The organism is Lysobacter sp. N42 (assembly GCF_004344885.1).
This window is the reverse complement of the sequence record NZ_SKFB01000002.1, coordinates 119,398-138,678: the sequence shown is the minus strand read 5'-3', so window position 1 is coordinate 138,678 and position 19,281 is coordinate 119,398. Positions and strand designations below refer to the sequence as shown.

Here is a 19,281-nt window from a genome sequence, read left to right as displayed (position 1 = left end):
AATGAAGGAGCAAACAATTATGCAAACCTCACCAGTAAAAAAAGTTGTCATTCCTGTTGCTGGGCTAGGTACAAGAATGTTACCCGCAACCAAGGCTATACCGAAAGAAATGCTGCCTCTAGTCGACAAGCCTCTTATTCAATTTATTGTAGAAGAATGTGCTGCAGCAGGGCTAACCGACATAATATTGGTAACGCACGCTTCTAAAAATTCAATTGAAAATCACTTTGACACCAGCTTTGAACTTGAAACAACCCTAGAGAAGCGAGTGAAGCGTCAGTTGTTAGAAGAAGTTCAGTCTATTCGGCCACCAGGAACTACAATAATGCATATTCGCCAAGGGATTGCACGAGGATTAGGCCATGCTGTTTTGTGTGCTAAGCCTATCGTAGGTAATGACCCATTTGCAGTGGTACTTCCCGACGTACTTATTGACGAAAGCACAACGAATTTGTTTCGTGAAAACTTAGCGCAAATGATTAGCGACTATCACCGAACCTTCAATAGTCAAATCTTGGTGGGTGAGGTGCCATGGGACAAAGTGGACCAATACGGTATCGCTAATATGAACGGCCTAGACTTAAAACCGGGTAAATCTGGGCCGATTGGATCCTTGGTAGAGAAGCCAAAGGTTAGCGAAGCACCGTCAAATTTGGCTGTCATCGGCCGCTATGTATTTTCACCGAGAATTTGGGCACTGTTGGAGGCAACAACACCTGGAGCTGGGGATGAAATTCAATTAACTGATGCTGTAGAGCAATTACTCAATCTTGAGCGGGTACATGCTCATTACATGACTGGACGAAGCTATGACTGTGGGAGTAAGCTTCAATATGTGCAAGCATTTATAGCGTACGCAAATCGCCATCCAGAATTAAAACAATTATTGCGAGAGGCTTATGACGCCGAAAAGTCAAACAGTGCCGTTACAGCAAATACAATTTAATCAGCTTATTTTTGATTGGAGTTACCAGTTCCTGTCTCACGAGGACATTCGAGATTTTGCGCAACGTAGACTTCCCAATGACTTTAATGACATTAAAACGCGCCTTTTGGAGGGGAAGTACACTAACGCAACAGAGAGTCGACCTGTATCGCATACTCTGTGTCGTAATAGTGATGTACTGAATAATGCTGAATCTAAACGTTTTATAGAAATCGTTAAATTACTACGTAAAGGCGAGTGGCTTGGTGCTACAGGTGAGGCTATTACAGATGTCGTGAATATAGGTGTAGGTGGGTCTGATCTGGGTCCACTTATGTCTAGTTTTGCCCTAAAAGAATTTGCTACCGACAAAAATGCCCGTGTCGCCCATACTCACTTTGTATCATCGATGGACGGTGAGCAGCTTCACGTTGAACTTCCGCATTTAAACCCAGAAACCACCTTGTTTATAGTAGCGTCAAAGTCATTCGGCACGGCTGACACGTTTGCTAATGTTGATACCGTGAAAACGTGGGCTTTAGAACGGCTTAACATACACGGAAAAACAGAGTCTGACTGGCTACAAAACCATTTGGTTGCGGTGTCGGCATACCCTGAAAAAATGGATGCTTTTGGAATACCACGAAAAAACCAATTGGCCATGAACGAAGGTGTCGGCGGAAGGTTTTCTTTGTGGTCTGCTATGGGCTTATCGATAGCAATCAGTTGTGGTTTAGACGTTTTTGAGCGCTTATTAAGTGGTGCGCGAGACATGGATGAACACTTTGCAACTGCGCCAATTGAGAAAAATATCCCTATGCTTATGGCATTACTGGGCGTGTATAACCGAGAAGTAAGAGCCATTAATAACCTTGCAATATTGCCTTATGATGGTCGGTTCCTGCATGTTCCTTCTTATTTGCAGCAATTGGATATGGAAAGTAATGGGAAGCAATGTTCTGCAGATAATAAAGCAATAAATTATCCCACCGGCCCTATTGTATGGGGAGCATTTGGCCCTAACGGTCAGCACGCATTCTTTCAGCATCTACACCAAGGTTTTGACAAGTTTGCAGCCGACTTTTTAATGGTATTACAAAGGAAAGGGCCAGGATTCTCGTTAGCTGTTCAAAGCAGCTTAGCTGACCAACAGGAATTGTCGGTGGCGAATTGCTTAGCACATAGAAAGCTTATGGCGTATGGATCTGAAGACGGCACTGCGCGAAATTATTATCCTGGTGGGCATCCTAGTAATCTTCTGGCGTTGAAAGAGTTAACTCCTGAGAGTTTTGGTGCGATCATCGCGGCTTACGAGCATAAAGTTTTTACCCAGGGCGTTATTTGGAATCTAAATAGCTTCGACCAGCCCGGTGTTGAGTTGGGTAAGAAGATAGCTGTGAAAACGTTGGCGGCTATACAGAACCGCAGTGATGATAGCTTTGATGAATCTACGGACTCATTTATAAAGATGACACGGGATTAATTACTGTACAGACCGCCATGCGGTCCGAACGAAATCCTTGTCCATTAAAGATTAGAAACATTTAATACACTTTCTAACAAATTTCGGGTGCGTTGTTACGTTGGTTCGGGCTATGCTTGAGGTAGATCAAAAGGGGACAGGCTTCAGCCCGTCGCCAACTCTAAGGAGAAAGCTATGAAAAAGTTACTATTACTTATCTCTGCTGCTGCAATTGCGCTTGCAGGTTGTGCGTCGAAGCCCGAGTCTGAATGGCCAGAGTGGTTCGACGTACAAGCGGAACCAGAAACATACTTTTACGGCTTTGGTGAAGGTGTTAGCCGCGACTCAAACTTAGCAGCAAGACAAGCACGTTTGAATGCGCAAGCACAACTAGCCGAGTCTTTTGCTATTTATGTAGAGAGTGAAGCGCGCCAAGCCGGTCAAGTAGACTTAGGCGATCCGGCAACTTCGGGTACGTTTATTTCTGCTGTTCAAGCACGTGTGCAAGAAACGGTAACTTCTATTGAGGCCGACAAAGCAGAACGTATTCGCTTGCCAGACGGCTCTACACGAGTGTTCGTAAGAATGCGTATGCCACGCAATCAAGGTGCTCGTACCGGTCGTGAAATTCTAGACGAATTCGAAGAGCGTATGCGCGAAACTAGGAAAGATGGATAGCCCAAGCTCGGGGTCAGAGCTTTCGGGGTCAGAGCAATTACCTTGCTCTGACCCCATTTTCTGCTCCCACTTAGGAAAAGAGTAGCAATGTCTAAAAACTACAGAATCCTCCTTATTATTGCGTTCGCAATTGTCAGCTCAGGCTGCTCAAGCCTACCCTTCGGCGACAACAGCAATACTCAACAAACCAGCCGAGAAGAAATAACTACAATAGGTCTGCAAAACGACCGCTACGCATACGGACATGGGTTCGGTGAAACGCGGGAGCGGGCTCTACAAGCAGCGCGTGACGAACTAGCAGAAATGATTCTGGTAAATGTACGCACCGAAACTCGGCAAGATTTGAGAGAAGCGGAAGATCAGGAGATTACGAGCGAGTTCGTAGCTTCTTCGTTTTCTTGGTCGAATGTTGAGCTGGAAAACTTGCAGGTTGATTTCGAGCAACGTAACCGCAACGACGGAACGTGGTATGTAAGGCTTCGAATTGAACGCTCAGGTGTCACAGCACTGACTCAAAAAGCGAGACGCAAAGCTCCGAGCCTCAATGCTGTTTACTATATTGAGCAAGCTGACAGCACCCAACCTGCACAAAGACTTGCACGAGCTATCGATGGTTATAACATTGCACATCGAGACGGTGTGCTTGCAGAAAGTTTTATTACTCAAAATGGCAGCCAAGCAACTTTCGAGACTTATTTTGCAGAGGTGTCAGAAGCGAGTGTTCGAGCTTTAAAAGCGCTTCCTATCGTGCATGAAGACGGAAAACAAATTGCGATCGCGTTAATTCATGAAAGTACGGCGACCCCGCAACAGTTAGCAAAGATCTACCTAAGGGTGAATGGCCAAGAAACAGAACTCTCTACCGACAGCCGAGGTATGACTGCATGGTTACCCATATCAAATCTTGGCAACTCGTTCTCGCTTGTCGCGCGTCGAGGAGACATCACTATTTCGGGATCGCGTATTGAACGATTCCAGGAAGTGGACCGTTATACCACGCAGGCTGTTACCAACGCAGAAGAAGCTCTGGTTTATTTCTATTTAGATCCGGTAGACGCCAACGTGCGCATTGGTAGCGAAAGCTTAGGTTCACCACAAACGCATCCACTCGAATCTGGTCGACTGTACGGGTTAACCATTCGTTCAGAGCGTTACAGAGACAGAAACGAAACGTTAAATATTCCTAGAGGCGCAGCTTTCGCTTATGTAAACGCGGAGCTTGAGGCACGCCAGTATGGTTCGCTTGCGTTGGCTGTGGAAAACCGAGAAGGCGTCTTTGAAATTCGCAGGGACAGCGACAATTGGATACAGTCGAGGGGCAACACCTACGACAGAGAGTTAGCCGAAGCGGGTTCTTACGCTATACGAGTAGGGCGCAGAGGTGAGAAAGGATTCGACCCAGATTTTCAAATTCAACAAGATTTAATAGAGCTTCAAAACGAACAGCGCTATAGCCGTGTATACGAAGCGCCTGCATACCGCGAGCCTTATAGTTATGGCTGGCGAGTGGCATTGTATACCTTGCGTGGCAATGGTGAGCCTAGTTCTACTTACCGTATTCCCATGAGCTCAAATTTGAGAGAGGGAACTGACGGGCATTACCAGGAGTTCCAAGAAGCTGCTTATGGCGGAAATATAGATTATTGGGGCTCTTCAGACGACTTTGTCATAAACGTACAGCGTTACTTCGACACGCTAAATTTCACCGTGCAAGGAAGTGCTGGGCGAAGAACGCACGCTTTCGACGTCTATCAAGTCGACCGTGGAAGCTTTATAAACTATTGGGATTTAGAAACAGTTGAGTTAGACACGGCTCACATTAGTATTGGTGCTGGCTTCTGGAAGAGTTTTTATTCGGACCGGGTAATTACTTCACTTACCATTAACCAAGCGTATGATTTTTCAAGCTGGGATTTAGCCGAAACCATAGAAATAGACGGTGATTTTAGTTCTGATACACGAACGTACATCAGTGGAAGTGACAGCTCTCGCAATAGCTACCTCTACGCCGAAGCAAATGCTCACTTCAATCTAGGTGGCTTCGGTTTTACGGCCAGTGTAATCGTGCCAGCCGAACAAATGGAACCCATCATTCAACTCGGCTTCGCATTCAGCTTCTTCGACAGCGGCTACCGCCGACCAGCAATGGTAGATGTTTCTCGATAGGCGATTGGCTTCAGCACGAGGGTAGAACGGGGACTGGCTTCAGCCCGTCCCCATATGCTGAATTTTTCTAGGGTTCGCTAAGAATTAGGTGAAGCAAGAATCGTACGGACCGCTATCTATCAAATATCCTGGCCCAATGCGCGAGTTCTTTTGATATCTTAAGCCAGCTTCTATTTTCTCCAAGTTTGTTGGGCATGCGAGAAAAGTCGATAATGTCAGTAAACTCCTTTTGTTTTTTGAGTGGTTCGATTCTTTTTAAATTCTCTTCATAGAGCTTATCCATTTGCTTTTTATGTTCGTGGAACGGAATGTTTACGTCTCCTTTAAGCCGCACTCTTAAATAGTTTGGGTATTTATCTTTCAAAATGCTGCGCATCACAAGTCGATTTAAACCGTGATCATAAAAAAGATGGCTGGGGCAACTCGCAACTAATTCTAGTAATTTTCTATTTAACAAAGGGAACCGGGTTTCTATCCCTGTTTGCATTCCGGTTATTTGTTCCATAACTATTCGATAATCAACCCCGTCTGTGTTGATATTCAATCTAATATGTTCTGAAACAGAGGTTTCTGCTTTAAACCGATACGGCAATTTCTGGTTCTTTATAAGTGAAGGATAAGGCTTTTTATTACCAATGTTTTTGCTAAACAGAAAATAAATAGTGCCTGTTTTCAATGCTCTCAGATAAGACAGGAATTTCTTTGGCAATGTGTCGTTGGGCTTGGTGGCATGGCGCCAAAGCTTGACGAACTTAAGCTGAAGTATAAGCTCAGAAAAGAGAGCGTAACCCGGATAGCTAAGGGCTTGATCTCCGCCCCAGCCACTCAGCATCACCCGAGAACCATTTTTACTGGCAAGTAAATGATGTCCTAAAAACTCAGTAGCTATCGCAAAGGGTACTTTTAATTGTGTACTTATTTGCTCGGAAGCCTTAGTGAAATCAATTGACTCTTCATTCCATAACGGTTGTATATGAGGAAATGGGGCACGAATGTCATCTAGTTCTTGATAGGTTTTTTGCCAGTACTTCAACGCATCGGGGTGTGCCGGAGGTATAGAACGATGGCTGACACTAAAAGCTTGTTCAACTTGAGAGGCACCAAGTGAAATAATAGAGCCTGAGTCTAATCCTTCGCTAAGTTGAAAAGTTATAGGAGTCGTAGAAAGGGTTGACTCGTGTACAGCAAGCTCATGTTGCTGTGCTATAGCGTTAAGCCAATCTGTATCTGTTTTCAAATGGGAGAAATGGTGTTTTTCAAGTGACCAATATTGGCTGAGTTTAGGCTCTTTACCTATTTCCCACTCTAAAATATGTGCGGGCGGAATACTTTCAACTTCATTCCATGGACTTTTAAAGATTACTCCAGCAGTTCCGCATAGTGTCGCTTCAAGCAATTGTTTATCTACTGTAAGTTGATGGTTGCTTGCAAAGTAAGTTAGGTCACTTGAAATAACTAGAGTATTGCTGTGCGCGTTCGACATACAAAAGAGAGGGCGAGTACCTATATGGTCGCGAAACGCCAAAACTCTGCCAGAACGGTGGCATGCGATACAAGCAAACTCACCTTCTAACTTCCTTATCGCGTCCTTGTCCCAGTGCAGTAGAGCTAACAATATAACCATGCCGTCACTGCCACCTTCAGCTTTGTCGTTTAAAAACCCACTGGGTAGCTCTTCTACAATGTCGCTTTTGTTGGTTAAGCGACCATCTAACACCAAAGACCAGTCATCAAGCTCATGAATGTGTTCATTTTCATGTTTTGGATGTGTTTTGTATAGGTGAAGCGCAAGTATTGAGTCTTGCTCCGTTGGTCCGATGCTTGTTTTGTGTAGAAAGGCATTATCGAAGGGAAAATTTTGGATCGTTTGCTGAATATCTCGAGTGGTTTGTTCTACGTTTTGAGCAGAAATGTCAGTGGAAAAGAAAATATGACTCAAGGGGAAACCTCAAAATATGTCTGCAAATTCGACGAAATTACTTATATCATAACTTAATCAACGGACTGCTGTTACCTATAGGAATTTCAATGCTCACTTCTAGCAAGTCTTTTTTCTTTTTTTTAAAAGAAACGTATGAGAGCAACAGAACAATTATTATTGTTTCGTTGGTGCTTTCCTTTCTACAAGTTGTGACGGCAAGCGTCGGTATCGTGCTTATATTGCCACTCATAGAGTTATTAGATAACGCGGCTGAGCCTGAACAATTGCATTGGATTACGCAAAATGTGTTGTGGGTGTTTAATACCCTTAACATTCCTGTTGATACGCTAAACATTCTAATTGTTTTTAGTGCGTTAGTGGGCGTGGCGTTCTTTATTCGCTTTTTACATAGCAGGGTTGTAGCGAAACTTCAGAACGACGTAGTTACTCAGGAACGCGAAGCTCTATACAGTCTTGCGAAAAATTCATATTGGATTGCGCTTCATAATTTGTTACCAAGCAAACTAACACACGCGCTTGTATACATAGTTAACGCATCTGGAAGAGCGATAACATTAACCAATAGCTTTCTAAATTTAACTTTGTTAATTGTTTTTGGTATAGCGGCTTCGAGTATGCTTTCTCTGGAGTTAATGGGCGTTATTATACTTTTTGTGCTTGTTTCCGGTGCGGCTATTCTTCCGATTTATAAACGCTCAAAAGACATGGGAAAAAGCCAACTGCATGCTATGGAAGCGTTGCATGGAACCTTTAGTGAGCATTTTGCAAACTCTAGACTCTTGAAAAGTGAAAAATTTGACGGTTACTTTGAACGACAAGCAAGTCATGAAGTGGAAGAACTCAAAGACAAAAGCCTTAGGCTTCAGCATCAAACTGCATTAACTCAATTATTGCTTGGGCTCGTCGTTATTATTTCACTTGTTGCTTTTACTTATATATCGCTGGACGTTCTTTCTATTTCGTTTGCTGAAACTGTGGTGGCGATTATTATTTTGGCAAGATTATTGCCGTTAGTTAGTGGCATTCAGCAGTCTGGTCAGCAGCTTATGCATTTACTTCCCCAAATTGCAGAGCTGAACAACATAAAAATGTATCTGCGAAAAAATTTGGAAGTTAAGCATAATGACACCGAAGAATGGCATGTAGAAAAAGGTGTTTCCGTTCAACACGTAGGGTTACAGTCGTTCTCGGGTGCGTGGCTATGCCGAAATGTCAATTTTAACATTCAGCCATACGGTGTGAACTTACTTTTTGGTGTTTCTGGCACAGGAAAAAGTTCATGTGCAGACGCACTGGCAGGGTTACGAGAAGTGAACGAAGGAAAAATTTCCATAGGCTCAACGGTACTTAGTTCCAATAACATTCATCATTGGCGCTCGCATGTTCATTATTTGTCGCAAGAAGTGAACTTATTAAGTACATCGTTAAGAAATAACCTTTGTTTAGGTCATCAATTCTCAGACAGTCAATTACTAGAAGCCTTAGCAAGTGTAGGGTTAAGTTCCTGGATGACACGCTATAACGTTTCTCTTGACTCTTCAATCAGTGCGTTGGGACGGAATGTTTCTGGTGGCCAAGCTCAACGTATTCAAATGGCTCGAGCGTTATTACAACAACCAAAGCTACTGATTCTAGATGAAGTTACTGCTCATCTTGATAAGCAAAGCGCTCGAGATATTGCTTCATTGGTAGCTGAAATCAGCAAAAACATGACAGTATTGGTTATTAGCCATGATACTTTGTGGCATGACTATGCAAATCACCAGCATGAGTTAATTTCTGAAAGTGAGAGCAACAGTAACGATTAAGGAAGAAATATGACGAAAAACATAAATCAACAAGAACTAGTTTCTCGGTTGAATGGTGAGCAGAAATTAGCATGGAATACACCGCTGGTGTCAGAACTGAAAGTGGAAAGCTCTAAAGGGAAAGTATGGCCGACTCCTCTAGAGGCTGACCCTACTTTCAACGGTCCTTCTTAAACGTAAAAGCACTATGGAATAGGTATATGGTGATTGATACCAATCAAAAGGAACTAGTTTCTCAGGTGAATAATAAGCAGAAATTGGCTTGAGATACGCCTCTCGTGTCAGCGTTGAAAACTCTTAAGTTATTCGAGGGAGTGGAGTCTTTTAATTTCTAAACTCTCATAACGTAGAAGTCGCGTTTATATTTTCTAATTGCTTAGACATGGTTTGTCCATAATCTATAAGGCTTCGATGAGTATTTAAATTAGGTGCTTCAATGACATAAAAAGGCACTTTAGTTAGATGAGTAAAGTGCTCAAACATTAGTTCTTGCTGTTCTAGAACTCGAATCACTCGGGGCCGTAATACATTGATACTCAGCCACTTCATTTGTTTTGTGCGAGTGACCTTATGCAAACTTAGCTGAGCCTTCTTGTGAGGTAGCAGTTGTGCCATGAAGGAAACCTTTACTGGTTGGTGAGAAACACAATTTTCTTTCAGATCAACAATGCATTTATGCGGTGCAATTAAAGAACTTCTGGCTTTTGCATAATGGTTTTTTATGTATTCTAAATAATGAGGTTCGCATTTTAAACGAGTCGATGTTGGGTACGCGAAAACTCCTTCCGAGGTTTTCTTTAAACGGATCGAATCGTCACTTAATATAGTAAACCCTTGTAGTAATAAGGCGAGTGTAAGCGTCGACTTACCGCTACCGGAACGACCAAAAATAACCCAAGCCTCATTTGAGTTCGGTGGCACAACTGCCATGCCATGCATAGGAATTTCATTGTGCAGATGAAGCACAGAGGAAACACCACTACCTAGAATCAAGTTTTCACAATATTCTAAGCCTGAATGATAAGGTCTTACGGTTAAAGTATGTGCTGTTGCTGAAACTTCACCGAGATCAGGAATTTTTATGTGTATGCCGCTTTCTCGAGCACAAACTATACGTTCTTGAGTAACAGGATCTTTAGCGGGCTCTATTTTTATGTCTAGCTCGGGCTTCACGTTGCTACTGAGCCGTAAGCTTGGTATGGCAATGGGAGAATTAGCAGCTAAGCCGTAGATTTGATGTAAATTAATTGTTTCTTGCAAGGTGTTCTATCCTGACTGTGTTAGTATAAACCTAATACACAAAAAGTATAATAACCTGTAACATCAACGATGTCTTAACAGAACAAAGAATTTCTGAATGTATAACTATCTTGGTTTAACGGTTGAGAGTGAGCTTGAACTCGATTTTGCCGAGCAAGTCACTGCTTCTTCAGTCCATGTTTCTATTTCTCTTCATAACATCCCTGAACATCCTAAAGAAGGTGTAGATGTTCATAGTGCATATTGTGCTGTTGGTAATCAATATGTGTGGCTTTTCATTCCTGATATGTTTCGAATGGAAATATTAAATGGAAAAGAAATACGCATTCAGTTGCTTAATCAAGCGCAAGGTAAAGAGCTGGTCCTGCGTTATTTAGAGAACTTTGCGTTTGCGATGCTTTACCAACAAAAAGGTGAATTGGTTACGCATTCTACTGCAGTAGAGTGGTTAGGAGAACATTGGATTTTTTGTGCTGATACAGGGGTAGGTAAGTCTTCGTTAGCCGCCTACCTTATGCAAAAGCACGACGCAAAGTTAATCGGTGACGAAATTACTATTTTTGAAAGTTCAGCGCGCAGTATATTTTCAACTGGGTTTGTAGATCTTCAAGTTGTCGTTGCAAGCTTGCTCAACATTCCAAATGAGCAGGTTGTGCCATACTCCAGTGACATGTCTCGGTGCAGGTGGAATGTTCCTAAAGCAAAGCAAGCTATTCAACATGAAGATAAAGTGCCAAGAAATATTGTGCTACTTGAAAGCTCTAATGAATCAGAGCTGAAGTTCAGTCGTCTACATGGGGCTGACAGTTTGAACGCGTTAATGCACTCGGTCTATAAACCATATAACCAGCAACATATTAAAAAGCAGACCTTTTTTACACTATCTAAGCTGGCGGCTGAAAGTAATATTTATAGGCTTTCACTGCCAAGAGAAGCGAAGCTTGATACGGTAGCGCGCATATTTATGGAGTTTTCAGAACGTAGGGCTACGTTATGAATGTAGGCTGTTGGTTGGCTTCTTACCCAAAGTCTGGAAACACCTGGTTGCGTGTTGTGCTTAGCGCTGCCTTTCAATTAACCCAAGAAAGCAAAATTCCTGAGCAAGTCTTAAATATCAAAAATTCTGAGGGTTTAACACATCGTTCACAACTTGAAAGTATTTTAGGGCTTCCATTAAAGCATTTGGACAGTAAGCAATTTCGGACAGCTATTTATCACGGATTAAAGGAAAACATGTGTCGGAACAGAACACATTTTCATAAAACACATGAACAGTATTTTTTAGATGAGCTGCGTGTAATATCGGGTGGTGAATTACCTGTAGAGAAGGTTATTTATTGTGTGCGAAACCCTGTTGATGTAGCAGTTTCGTTTTCTGAGCATATGGATACTGGTTATGAGCGCGCATGTGAAACACTTTGCGGGAATCAGTCTGGAAATACCAAGTACAGTATTTCATTACCGTACCATTTAGGTAGCTGGCAAGAGCATGTAGAAAGCTGGACATTGAATACTAAGCATATCTTAGTAGTTAGGTACGAAGACTTATGTGATAAACCGTTGGAAGAGTACAGGAAAGTGCTCGACTTCGTAGAATTCAATGTTTCAGACGAACAATTAAAAGAAATTGTTCAATTGGCAACGTTTTCCAACCTTCAACGTAATGAAAGCCAGCATGGCTTTTTGGAAAAACCGACTCGGCTCCGGAAGTTTTTCAATAAAGGAGTTGTAGGGCGAGGAAAAGAACTATTGAGTGATGACTTACAGCAGAAGATTACTTCGGCAAATAGGCGCGTAATGGAACGGTTTGGATATTTGTAAAGCTAGGAAAGGTAATAAAGGATGACGATTAACGTAAACAGTACCGTAAAAGTCAAAGAAGATCTTATCTATAGTAAAATTGACAATGAAGTAGTCATGATGACACCTGATCATGAAGACTACTTAAACTTGAACGGTGTAGGCTCTGTAATATGGGAGAAACTGAGTCGCGCACAACGTGTCGAAGACATTAAACGTGAGCTGCTTGAGCAATTCGAGGTATCGGAAGATACCTGCGAGCAAGAACTCATAGCGTTTCTGAATAACTTACACGATAAAAAATTAATTGAGGTCGACTAAAGTTGTTACGCACGATTTTGCGATATTGCGTGGCCAGTTTTTATTGGAGTCGCAAGGTTCGGAATCAAAGTAAAGTTGTTATTAAAGGTTTTGGTGAGCCTACAAAGTCTTGTGCGCTTCATAGTCCTATTTCTAATGAACAACTCAAGCAAGCTAAGTTACTTGCGAAAGACATCAAAACCGTTGCTAAATTCTACCCTTGGCGTTTTGTCTGTATTGAGCAAGTTTCACTGCTTGCGCATTTGCTGAGAAAGCACGATATCGATTATCAAGTGTCTTTGGGCGTCGTTAAAACTGAAACGGGTGGTATGCACGCTCATGCTTGGTTGTTGGTGGGAAACCAAATTATTCTTGGTGAAGACGACGTTTATAATTTTACAGTGGTGGAAACTTTTGCTTGGTTTTCCCGAAAGCGCCGCTCTGCAATGAGTAAAATGTTAAACCAATCTATTGCGACAGGAACCGTTCCGGTTCTAGATTTCGCGGACTATGCACCGTACTTAGAGTCTTACCTGATCCACCATCGTCTGTTTCCGTTGGCTCACAATGTAGAAGCTTTTCCTCGTTTACAAAAAATGATGAATAACTTTGTTTATCGGAAAAAAATTCAGCGGATAACAGAGCAAGAAATTAAAACAAAATTAGATGCGAAAGGTATACCGTATCGGTTCTTTAAAGGCAGTGCCATTGAACAAAAGCTGTATAGCTATAGTATGCTAAGAACGAGTAAAGACATTGATATTCTTATACCGAAGTCTGACATAGTTCGATTCGCAGAACTTTTAAGTCAGTCGGATTGGACGTTTGACTCGTTCGCACACAAAGGTATCAAAACGCCTGAAGCTTACATTAAACGATTTAAAGACATTCCAATGCGCAGTAACAATGGTGTTCAAGTTGAACTTCATCATCAGTTCACACACTTTCCAAGTCGTTTAGATACCGCGTATAAAGAGCTGCTTTGGACTGATTGGAATAACCAAGAACTTCATAGTGTTGAGCTTTGTTACTTTTGCTACCACGCATTAGCCATGGGTTCTCGCAGACACAAATGGTTATATGACTTACATTTATATTTCTCTCAATGGCTTTCTCTAGACGACACTGGTGCAGTAGTTTTAAAAAAAGCAAAAGAGTTAGACTGTGTTATACCTGTAATTGTGTGTTGGGCTCTGTGTAACCGCAATTTAGGTACAAAAATCCCAGCTCAAATTCTCACGCGGGCAGACCGCAGTTGGACAGCTCAGCGGCTCATTAAAACCGTAGAAAAACACGCGACCTATTTAACGGCAACCAAGCTGACAAAACCGTTAATGTTTGAAGGGCGGTTGTTTAATTTATTGTGTTACCAATCAAGGTGGAAACGCACACAATACGCAGCATCAATTGCTATGAGCATTCTTCGTTACTCACGCAAGCTTTTGTAGTCTTGTTATTTGTTCTTGGTAAAGTATTAAGCGCTCTTCGTTAAACCACGGTTGGCGTGTAAGTATTTGAAATGGAGCAGGGTCCCAACTACCGTTTCCCTCCAGGAGTAGAATTTCCTCAGACCAGCCGATATCCCAGCCTATGGTAAACATAGAAGGAAATATTTGGTGCGCTTGGTTCACCATGTGCTGAATACAGTTCCACTCTAGCTCGTAAATTTTCCCTTCCAATTCAAAAGTTCCATTGGAAATGTGTTGCCGGTAGTGTTTGCCATCAACTTTTATATCAATAAACGCACCAACAACCACTGCAGTAAAAGCATCGTTATTTTTTGAGTGGTATTGTTTGGCTGTAATAACACGAATAACAGGTAATCGTTCCGCTTGAATACCATCTCCTGTTTGACTTACGAATTTTCCAGACCGCAGTAGAGGTTGTGAAATAAAGTTTAAGGGCTCTTCAAAAACTTCAGACTGATGAACAGCAGGAGAATTAGAAAATTCCGCAAATAAGTAATCTGGCTTGTCGTTACGCGTGAAATAACAGTTCTCGCCTCTAGCTCCACTGTTAGGTTTTATAAATAACCCAGGTTGCCATTGAAAGCTTTCTGAGTGAACGGCTTCGGTGGGTACGGTGTTAATGCCTTTTGCCTTTAGCTCTTTGGAAAAATTGAGTTTGTCTTGTAATAGTCTATTTTCTGGCAGGTAGTTTGGACGGTTAAATTGCCGGTGAAGTTCAGGAACTTGTCCAGGTGCAAGGAACCTTGCCCATTCACTTGGTTTGTGCTCCCAGAGTTTAAATAAAAAATAGGCGAAAGGACTAAAGCCCATTGCGGTTAATTCTCTAAGGTCATTAGTCGTGTTTGCTTCTACAGGGAAGCGTTGCCGTATTTTGGGGTTATGCAGTATGGACTTGATTTGCCACCAACGAAAGCATGCTCCCCACATTACAAATTGTATGTGTGTCCAATAAGGAGCTCTGCTACGCACAAACTTGTGTAGCTCTATGATTGAATTGTCGGTTTGCTGATTAGGCTTTAAATACCGACCTGCTTTAAACTTATTTGCAATATTCAGAGCTTCTTCCTAGGATTAGTGCTTACTTATTGATATAAATATTACCCTATAACTAAATTGTGTTACAAAACTAGCGCGAAACGAGAGATCGAAATGGACAATAAAGTGACAAAGGAGCATCAGGAAGCCAGCATTCCAAAAGCTCAGTGGCAGACACCTAAAGTTGATAGTCTGAAAACAGAGGCAACCGAAGGGAAGTTATTTAATTTCGGAATAGAGACTTCTCCAAGCTGGGGACCGTCTTAATTTGTGGGTAACGTGCTTTATTTAATAGTTGCTGACCCAAGAACAGGATCGTCGCTGTTAATGCAAACCCTGAATCTATTGGGTGTTTCTTTTTATGGCGAAAAGTATCGTGACGACCTTTCAATTGAAATGAACCCAAAAGGGTATTACGAGTCTCGACATATTCTTTTTCACGGATTAACTCAGGATGTATTGAGCGATTTACACCAGCAAGCCGAGACTAACTCTGTCGCAGTTAAAATATCTCTTCGTGGTTTGTTGAAGTCTGAAAATTATATAGACTGGAGCATGCTTAACCGAAGTAACACAGTGTTTTTAGTTCCTATCCGCCACCCACTCGAGTCGGCAATTTCCAACCTCAATTTTTTTTCAAATCAATCTAAGAAGTTTCAATTTTTCAAAATAACACGAAGTTTGAAAAAGTTCGTGGACTCACATCAAGCGCTTGAGTACCAATTAAAAGAGAGAAAAATACAAAAAATTATTGGAGTACCTTATGATTTGGCAATTGATGATCCGGAAGCCTATGTTTCTTATATCACTAAGGCCCTAAATCTTAAGGTTTCGAAGGAACAACTTAAAAATGCTACAGGCAATATAACACCGAACTTATATCGATTTCGGAGTGAGCAATTCCCCGACAAAGAAAAAAAGTGGAGTATTGAACTAGGCGCAGAGCAAGCATATGAAAGGTTAACCAAACAGCTTGTTTTGGAATACTAGAGCCCGAAAGTGGGCTCTATTTCATTTAGTTCCAACTAGGATATTCTCCTTCAACACAAATGTAATAACAGAGCGCTAAACAGGGTTGTATATTGTCGTGAGGTTGACTTTCAAAAGTAGAGGAAATAGTTCTTTTATTTAATCTCTGAAGTTTCTCTAGGGGGACAGGAGGTTTTTTGAAGTCTATTGCGCCTTGCACGTTGGTTAGGAGCATATTGTGTGGATCAGACGTCTCCCCAGGCTCTTCACTGATTTTCCATGCATGACTGTGTTGAGGTAGTTGGTTGCTAAATAATGTAACCTGCGACTCTCCAATAGCTTCTCCTAGTCCGATGTTCCTTATCCCCGGCCCGTTACCCTGTCCAATAACCGCTCGGTTGACTAAGTTTGGAACCCGGAAGCTATCGTCGTTCGAACCCCAACCGTATGTCTTGCCAATAATTGAAAATAATGCGGAGTATGTTTGAGCTGAGAGTTCTCTACCGTCACAAAGAACCCAATTTTCAGGTTCGTCTTCGTAAGGTAGTGCTTTAATTTCTCCTACAAAACTATATGGGTCCATTATGAATCTCCTTCTGGTGGTCGAGGGGGGTAGGTGCCTTCTGTCGCAATGATAAAATTAAGTCCTAGTGAAGGCATCATATTGTTGTGTATGTCGCCGACTCCTGCTGTTGAGACTGACTCAGCACCCAATGTTACGTCATTTTGTGCGTTGCTAGGTCGATAGCCATTGTTGGCTCCAACACCGAAGGCCGCGCCTTTGGGAGTGCTTATAGTACTTTCACTGTCAGAAACGTACATCGTATGGGTATGCTTGGGCATTTCTGCTTCCGTTAGTGAAACACCTTCTTGCCCGTAATACTCTCCTAAAGAGAACTCTTTCTCTCCTGCGTTGGCGCCGGTTGAGACAGGCGTTCGTCCCCTCAAGTCTGGCAATTTGAAAGTGTGTTTACCGTCACCGCCAAAAGTAGTGCCTAAAACTGAGTAGAGCGCTTGGAAACTAAAAATGGGTAGTTCTTGCCCGTGACAAAGCATCCAATTCTTAGGCGTTAGCGAACCACTCCATAGCCTAATTTCACCTAATACTTGTTCCATCGTTTAGCTCCTTATTCTTGGTGGTAACGTACCGTCAAATGCAATGCAGTACACCAAGCCTAATGAGGGTTGAATATTCTCATGAGACTCATTGCCGCCAGTCTGCTCAAGAGCGGCTTCGTTTAATGCTATGTCTGGCGTAGCTTCAGCGTAGATACCTGCGTTCGGTCCGCTGGATTCAGCCCAGAGACTGCCTTCTTGTGGAATCGGTGTATCTGCTTCTTCTGCTGCAGCTTGTGCATAGTGATTGTGAGTGGGTAATTGGGATGAGTTCAGCGTTACTCTAGAAGTGCCTTGTGAGAGGCCATTTTCTTCGGGCTTGCTAGCGCCAATTATGCACCTACCGTTTAGGTTGGGGAGTGCAAATCGTGCGGAATCGTAACCAAACTGGTCACCAATAACTGAATGTAATTTGGGGAATTCATTTTTATGAAGGAAGTCTCCATTACATTTCAGCCATCCTTTCGGTATAAAGGAATAAGGGAAAAGTTTAATTTCCCCAATATAATTCTCCATAGTGTTTAGTCCTTTTTGTAGATTATTTAATCAGCTCGTTGGCTGAACTTATTGGTATAGACAGGGGGTGGTTAAAAATCAAATTGTAGCGGAGTCCTTTTACTTAGAACTCCACTAGAAACTTGATGGGTCATTGGCTAGGGAAAAGACCGTTGGTACAAATGCAGTAGACGAATCCCACTACAGGTTGCCTATTTTCATGAGCTTCGGAGCTTCCACTAGTAGCAAGTATGTTTGAGTTCATGTTAACGGTATTGTTGAGGTTAGGAGACGTGTCAAACTCAACGGCTCCTCTAATATTAGCCAATAGTCCATTTTGTGGAGGACTCGTTTCAGTTCCTGGTACATTAGCCATCATCCACCAGTGATCATGCGACGGCATTTCTTCGACCTCAAGTGTGCATTCGTTTTCGCCTAGACTTTCAGCAAAAGCACGTTCTGTTAGGTTGGGGCCTTGGCCATAGCCTATCGCTGCGCAATGAATAAGATTTGGTAGGTTAAAATTATCGCCACTACCACCGAATTTATGGCCTAAAAGGTTGAATAACCATCCGTACTCGCTGTTACTCACTGAGCTTCCGTCACATACAAGCCATCCTTTAGGTATTTGGTTGAATGGAAACGCCTGTATTTCACCCATAAACGCAAGACTTTGACCGATAGGAGGCGCATTTTCTGGGTATAAACCCTGAAGAGAAATAATGTAGTTTAAGGCGACAGACTTCATCATATTATTGTGTGCTTTTCCTTCACCACTTTGAGCAACTGCTGCTGACGAAAGCTGAACAATTTGGTTTGATGAACCCGAAATGAAGCCGCCTAACTGAGCTGCACCTATGGAGCGACCTGCGGGATCGTTACTGTCGCCTTGAGTAGTACTCATCATGAGACTATGGTCATGGATAGGCATCTGCTCCTTGGTCAAAGTAACGCTCTCTTCACCGAGAAGTTGTCCCAAGTTTATTTGCGGTTGGTTATTGGAAGGTTTTTGTACGCATATAGGTACTCGACCACGTAAATCAGGGACAGCAAAGGATGTTGTGCCGTCACCACCGTATGTAGTTTTAATCAATGAAAATAAAGCTGTATTCTGATTCAAAGGTAATAGCGAGCCATCACACCTTTGCCACCAATTGGGAATGATATCCCATGCGACAAGTCGAATTTCTCCTAAGTAAGAATCTGGGTTACTCATTTGGCATCTCTCCTTGTGCGCATATACAAAACTGTAAACCTAGGCTTGGTTGTATATTGTTATGGGGTCTATCGTTGCCAGAAGTGCCGATACTCATAAAGTTCAATGCGACACCGGGAGTAGACTCCGTATAGATCTCAGCAGCAGGTCCCGCTGTAGTTGCAAACAATGATTTTTCAGCCTGGGCGGGGCTGTTGGCAGCAGCTCCTGACGCTACTGGTGTGTGCGTATGCTGGGGCATTTGTGCAGGTGTCAAAGTAACTTCACTGGCTCCAACTTTAACTCCAATCTCAGCGGGGGAAGACACTCCGTATAACGCACATCCTTGCAAATCAGGGACAGCAAAGTTACTACCGGTGCCGCCATATTTGTTTCCTATGACTTTAAATAAACTAGGATATTTAGATTGCTCGTAAACAGAGCCGTCACACGCTAACCAATCTGGTGGAATAATCGTATAGGGAAGGAGGCGAATGGCTCCAACATAGTTTGCGTACATAAGTTGTCCTTTTTATGGTTGTTTTTGAACTAAGTTATAAAAACATAGTGTTATAAATCATTTAGAGCAATCTACTCTTAAAGCATAGGCCGGATTACCAGACCTATGCAGCGAAATAGAACTGTGGAGACGGGCTGAAGC

The 19,281-nt window shown here is 42.5% G+C and carries 20 protein-coding genes; 12 read left to right on the top strand and 8 right to left on the bottom strand.

Going from position 1 to position 19,281, the window contains the following annotated elements; genetic code table 11:
• The first annotated feature begins 1 nt into the window (after window position 1).
• From galU to EYQ95_RS05845, 4 genes are all read left to right on the top strand, one after another.
• On the top strand, window positions 2-946 hold the full coding sequence (gene galU, locus EYQ95_RS05860; RefSeq protein WP_243699869.1) for a UTP--glucose-1-phosphate uridylyltransferase GalU: 945 nt from the start codon (window positions 2-4) through the stop codon (window positions 944-946).
• A complete protein-coding gene (pgi, locus tag EYQ95_RS05855) occupies window positions 900-2,408 on the top strand; it encodes a glucose-6-phosphate isomerase (protein WP_111914973.1) in 1,509 nt (502 codons plus the stop codon). The genes galU and pgi overlap by 47 nt, the downstream gene beginning before the upstream one ends.
• Window positions 2,409-2,582: 174 nt before the next feature.
• A complete protein-coding gene (locus tag EYQ95_RS05850; RefSeq protein WP_111914972.1) occupies window positions 2,583-3,065 on the top strand; it encodes an LPP20 family lipoprotein in 483 nt (160 codons plus the stop codon).
• 87 nt (window positions 3,066-3,152) lie between these two features.
• Window positions 3,153-5,231 carry a hypothetical protein gene (locus tag EYQ95_RS05845; protein ID WP_111914971.1) on the top strand — a complete coding sequence of 693 codons (2,079 nt, stop codon included), beginning with the start codon at window positions 3,153-3,155 and terminating at the stop codon, window positions 5,229-5,231.
• A gap of 112 nt (window positions 5,232-5,343) precedes the next feature.
• Here EYQ95_RS05845 and EYQ95_RS05840 read toward each other — a convergent pair whose 3' ends face one another.
• Window positions 5,344-7,170 (bottom strand): asparagine synthase-related protein, encoded by a 1,827-nt coding sequence (locus tag EYQ95_RS05840; protein WP_111914970.1) that lies wholly within the window; start codon window positions 7,168-7,170, stop codon window positions 5,344-5,346.
• 89 nt (window positions 7,171-7,259) lie between these two features.
• Here EYQ95_RS05840 and EYQ95_RS05835 point away from each other — a divergent pair, with 89 nt between their 5' ends.
• Together EYQ95_RS05835 and EYQ95_RS26345 are read left to right on the top strand one after the other, a co-directional pair.
• Window positions 7,260-8,981, top strand: coding sequence for an ABC transporter ATP-binding protein (locus EYQ95_RS05835; RefSeq protein ID WP_111914969.1), 1,722 nt, complete (start codon window positions 7,260-7,262; stop codon window positions 8,979-8,981).
• A gap of 9 nt (window positions 8,982-8,990) precedes the next feature.
• Window positions 8,991-9,155 (top strand): hypothetical protein, encoded by a 165-nt coding sequence (locus EYQ95_RS26345; protein ID WP_165831952.1) that lies wholly within the window; start codon window positions 8,991-8,993, stop codon window positions 9,153-9,155.
• A gap of 165 nt (window positions 9,156-9,320) precedes the next feature.
• Here EYQ95_RS26345 and EYQ95_RS05830 read toward each other — a convergent pair whose 3' ends face one another.
• The gene (locus EYQ95_RS05830) at window positions 9,321-10,241 is read right to left on the bottom strand and encodes a hypothetical protein (RefSeq protein WP_111914968.1); all 921 of its coding nucleotides are present in this window, start codon (window positions 10,239-10,241) and stop codon (window positions 9,321-9,323) included.
• Between the two features lie 97 nt (window positions 10,242-10,338).
• On the opposite strand from EYQ95_RS05830, the gene EYQ95_RS05825 reads away from it, so the two are divergent.
• From EYQ95_RS05825 to EYQ95_RS05810, 4 genes are read left to right on the top strand one after another with little or no spacing between them, the layout of a single operon-like run.
• Window positions 10,339-11,238, top strand: a complete 900-nt coding sequence (locus EYQ95_RS05825; RefSeq protein WP_111914967.1) for a hypothetical protein — start codon at window positions 10,339-10,341, stop codon at window positions 11,236-11,238.
• Complete coding sequence (locus tag EYQ95_RS05820; RefSeq protein ID WP_111914966.1) at window positions 11,235-12,062, top strand: sulfotransferase domain-containing protein; 828 nt, start codon at window positions 11,235-11,237, stop codon at window positions 12,060-12,062. The genes EYQ95_RS05825 and EYQ95_RS05820 overlap by 4 nt, the downstream gene beginning before the upstream one ends.
• A gap of 21 nt (window positions 12,063-12,083) precedes the next feature.
• Window positions 12,084-12,362, top strand: coding sequence for a PqqD family peptide modification chaperone (locus tag EYQ95_RS05815; RefSeq protein WP_111914965.1), 279 nt, complete (start codon window positions 12,084-12,086; stop codon window positions 12,360-12,362).
• Between the two features lie 29 nt (window positions 12,363-12,391).
• Complete coding sequence (locus EYQ95_RS05810; protein ID WP_165831951.1) at window positions 12,392-13,789, top strand: lasso peptide biosynthesis B2 protein; 1,398 nt, start codon at window positions 12,392-12,394, stop codon at window positions 13,787-13,789.
• On the opposite strand, the gene EYQ95_RS05805 is transcribed toward EYQ95_RS05810, so the two are convergent.
• The gene (locus EYQ95_RS05805; RefSeq protein ID WP_111914963.1) at window positions 13,772-14,620 is read right to left on the bottom strand and encodes a hypothetical protein; all 849 of its coding nucleotides are present in this window, start codon (window positions 14,618-14,620) and stop codon (window positions 13,772-13,774) included. The two genes, EYQ95_RS05810 and EYQ95_RS05805, sit on opposite strands and share 18 nt — an antisense overlap.
• 339 nt (window positions 14,621-14,959) lie before the next feature.
• On the opposite strand from EYQ95_RS05805, the gene EYQ95_RS26340 reads away from it, so the two are divergent.
• Together EYQ95_RS26340 and EYQ95_RS05800 are read left to right on the top strand one after the other, a co-directional pair.
• Entirely contained in the window at window positions 14,960-15,112 is a 153-nt protein-coding gene (locus EYQ95_RS26340) for a hypothetical protein (RefSeq protein WP_165924691.1), read from the top strand.
• Between the two features lie 60 nt (window positions 15,113-15,172).
• The gene (locus EYQ95_RS05800; RefSeq protein WP_111914962.1) at window positions 15,173-15,835 is read left to right on the top strand and encodes a hypothetical protein; all 663 of its coding nucleotides are present in this window, start codon (window positions 15,173-15,175) and stop codon (window positions 15,833-15,835) included.
• Window positions 15,836-15,860: 25 nt separating this feature from the next.
• Here the strand turns inward: EYQ95_RS05800 and EYQ95_RS05795 are convergent, their stop codons facing one another.
• The 5 genes from EYQ95_RS05795 to EYQ95_RS05775 form a co-directional block, all read right to left on the bottom strand.
• The gene (locus EYQ95_RS05795) at window positions 15,861-16,397 is read right to left on the bottom strand and encodes a phage tail protein (protein WP_111914961.1); all 537 of its coding nucleotides are present in this window, start codon (window positions 16,395-16,397) and stop codon (window positions 15,861-15,863) included.
• Window positions 16,397-16,930 (bottom strand): phage tail protein, encoded by a 534-nt coding sequence (locus EYQ95_RS05790; protein ID WP_111914960.1) that lies wholly within the window; start codon window positions 16,928-16,930, stop codon window positions 16,397-16,399. The genes EYQ95_RS05795 and EYQ95_RS05790 overlap by 1 nt, the downstream gene beginning before the upstream one ends.
• 3 nt (window positions 16,931-16,933) lie before the next feature.
• Window positions 16,934-17,446, bottom strand: a complete 513-nt coding sequence (locus EYQ95_RS05785) for a phage tail protein (protein ID WP_111914959.1) — start codon at window positions 17,444-17,446, stop codon at window positions 16,934-16,936.
• Window positions 17,447-17,576: 130 nt separating this feature from the next.
• Window positions 17,577-18,641: a phage tail protein gene (locus EYQ95_RS05780; RefSeq protein WP_111914958.1), complete on the bottom strand. Its 1,065-nt coding sequence runs from the start codon at window positions 18,639-18,641 to the stop codon at window positions 17,577-17,579.
• On the bottom strand, window positions 18,634-19,140 hold the full coding sequence (locus tag EYQ95_RS05775; protein ID WP_111914957.1) for a phage tail protein: 507 nt from the start codon (window positions 19,138-19,140) through the stop codon (window positions 18,634-18,636). Before EYQ95_RS05775 ends, EYQ95_RS05780 begins: the two co-directional genes overlap by 8 nt.
• Window positions 19,141-19,281 lie beyond the last annotated feature (141 nt).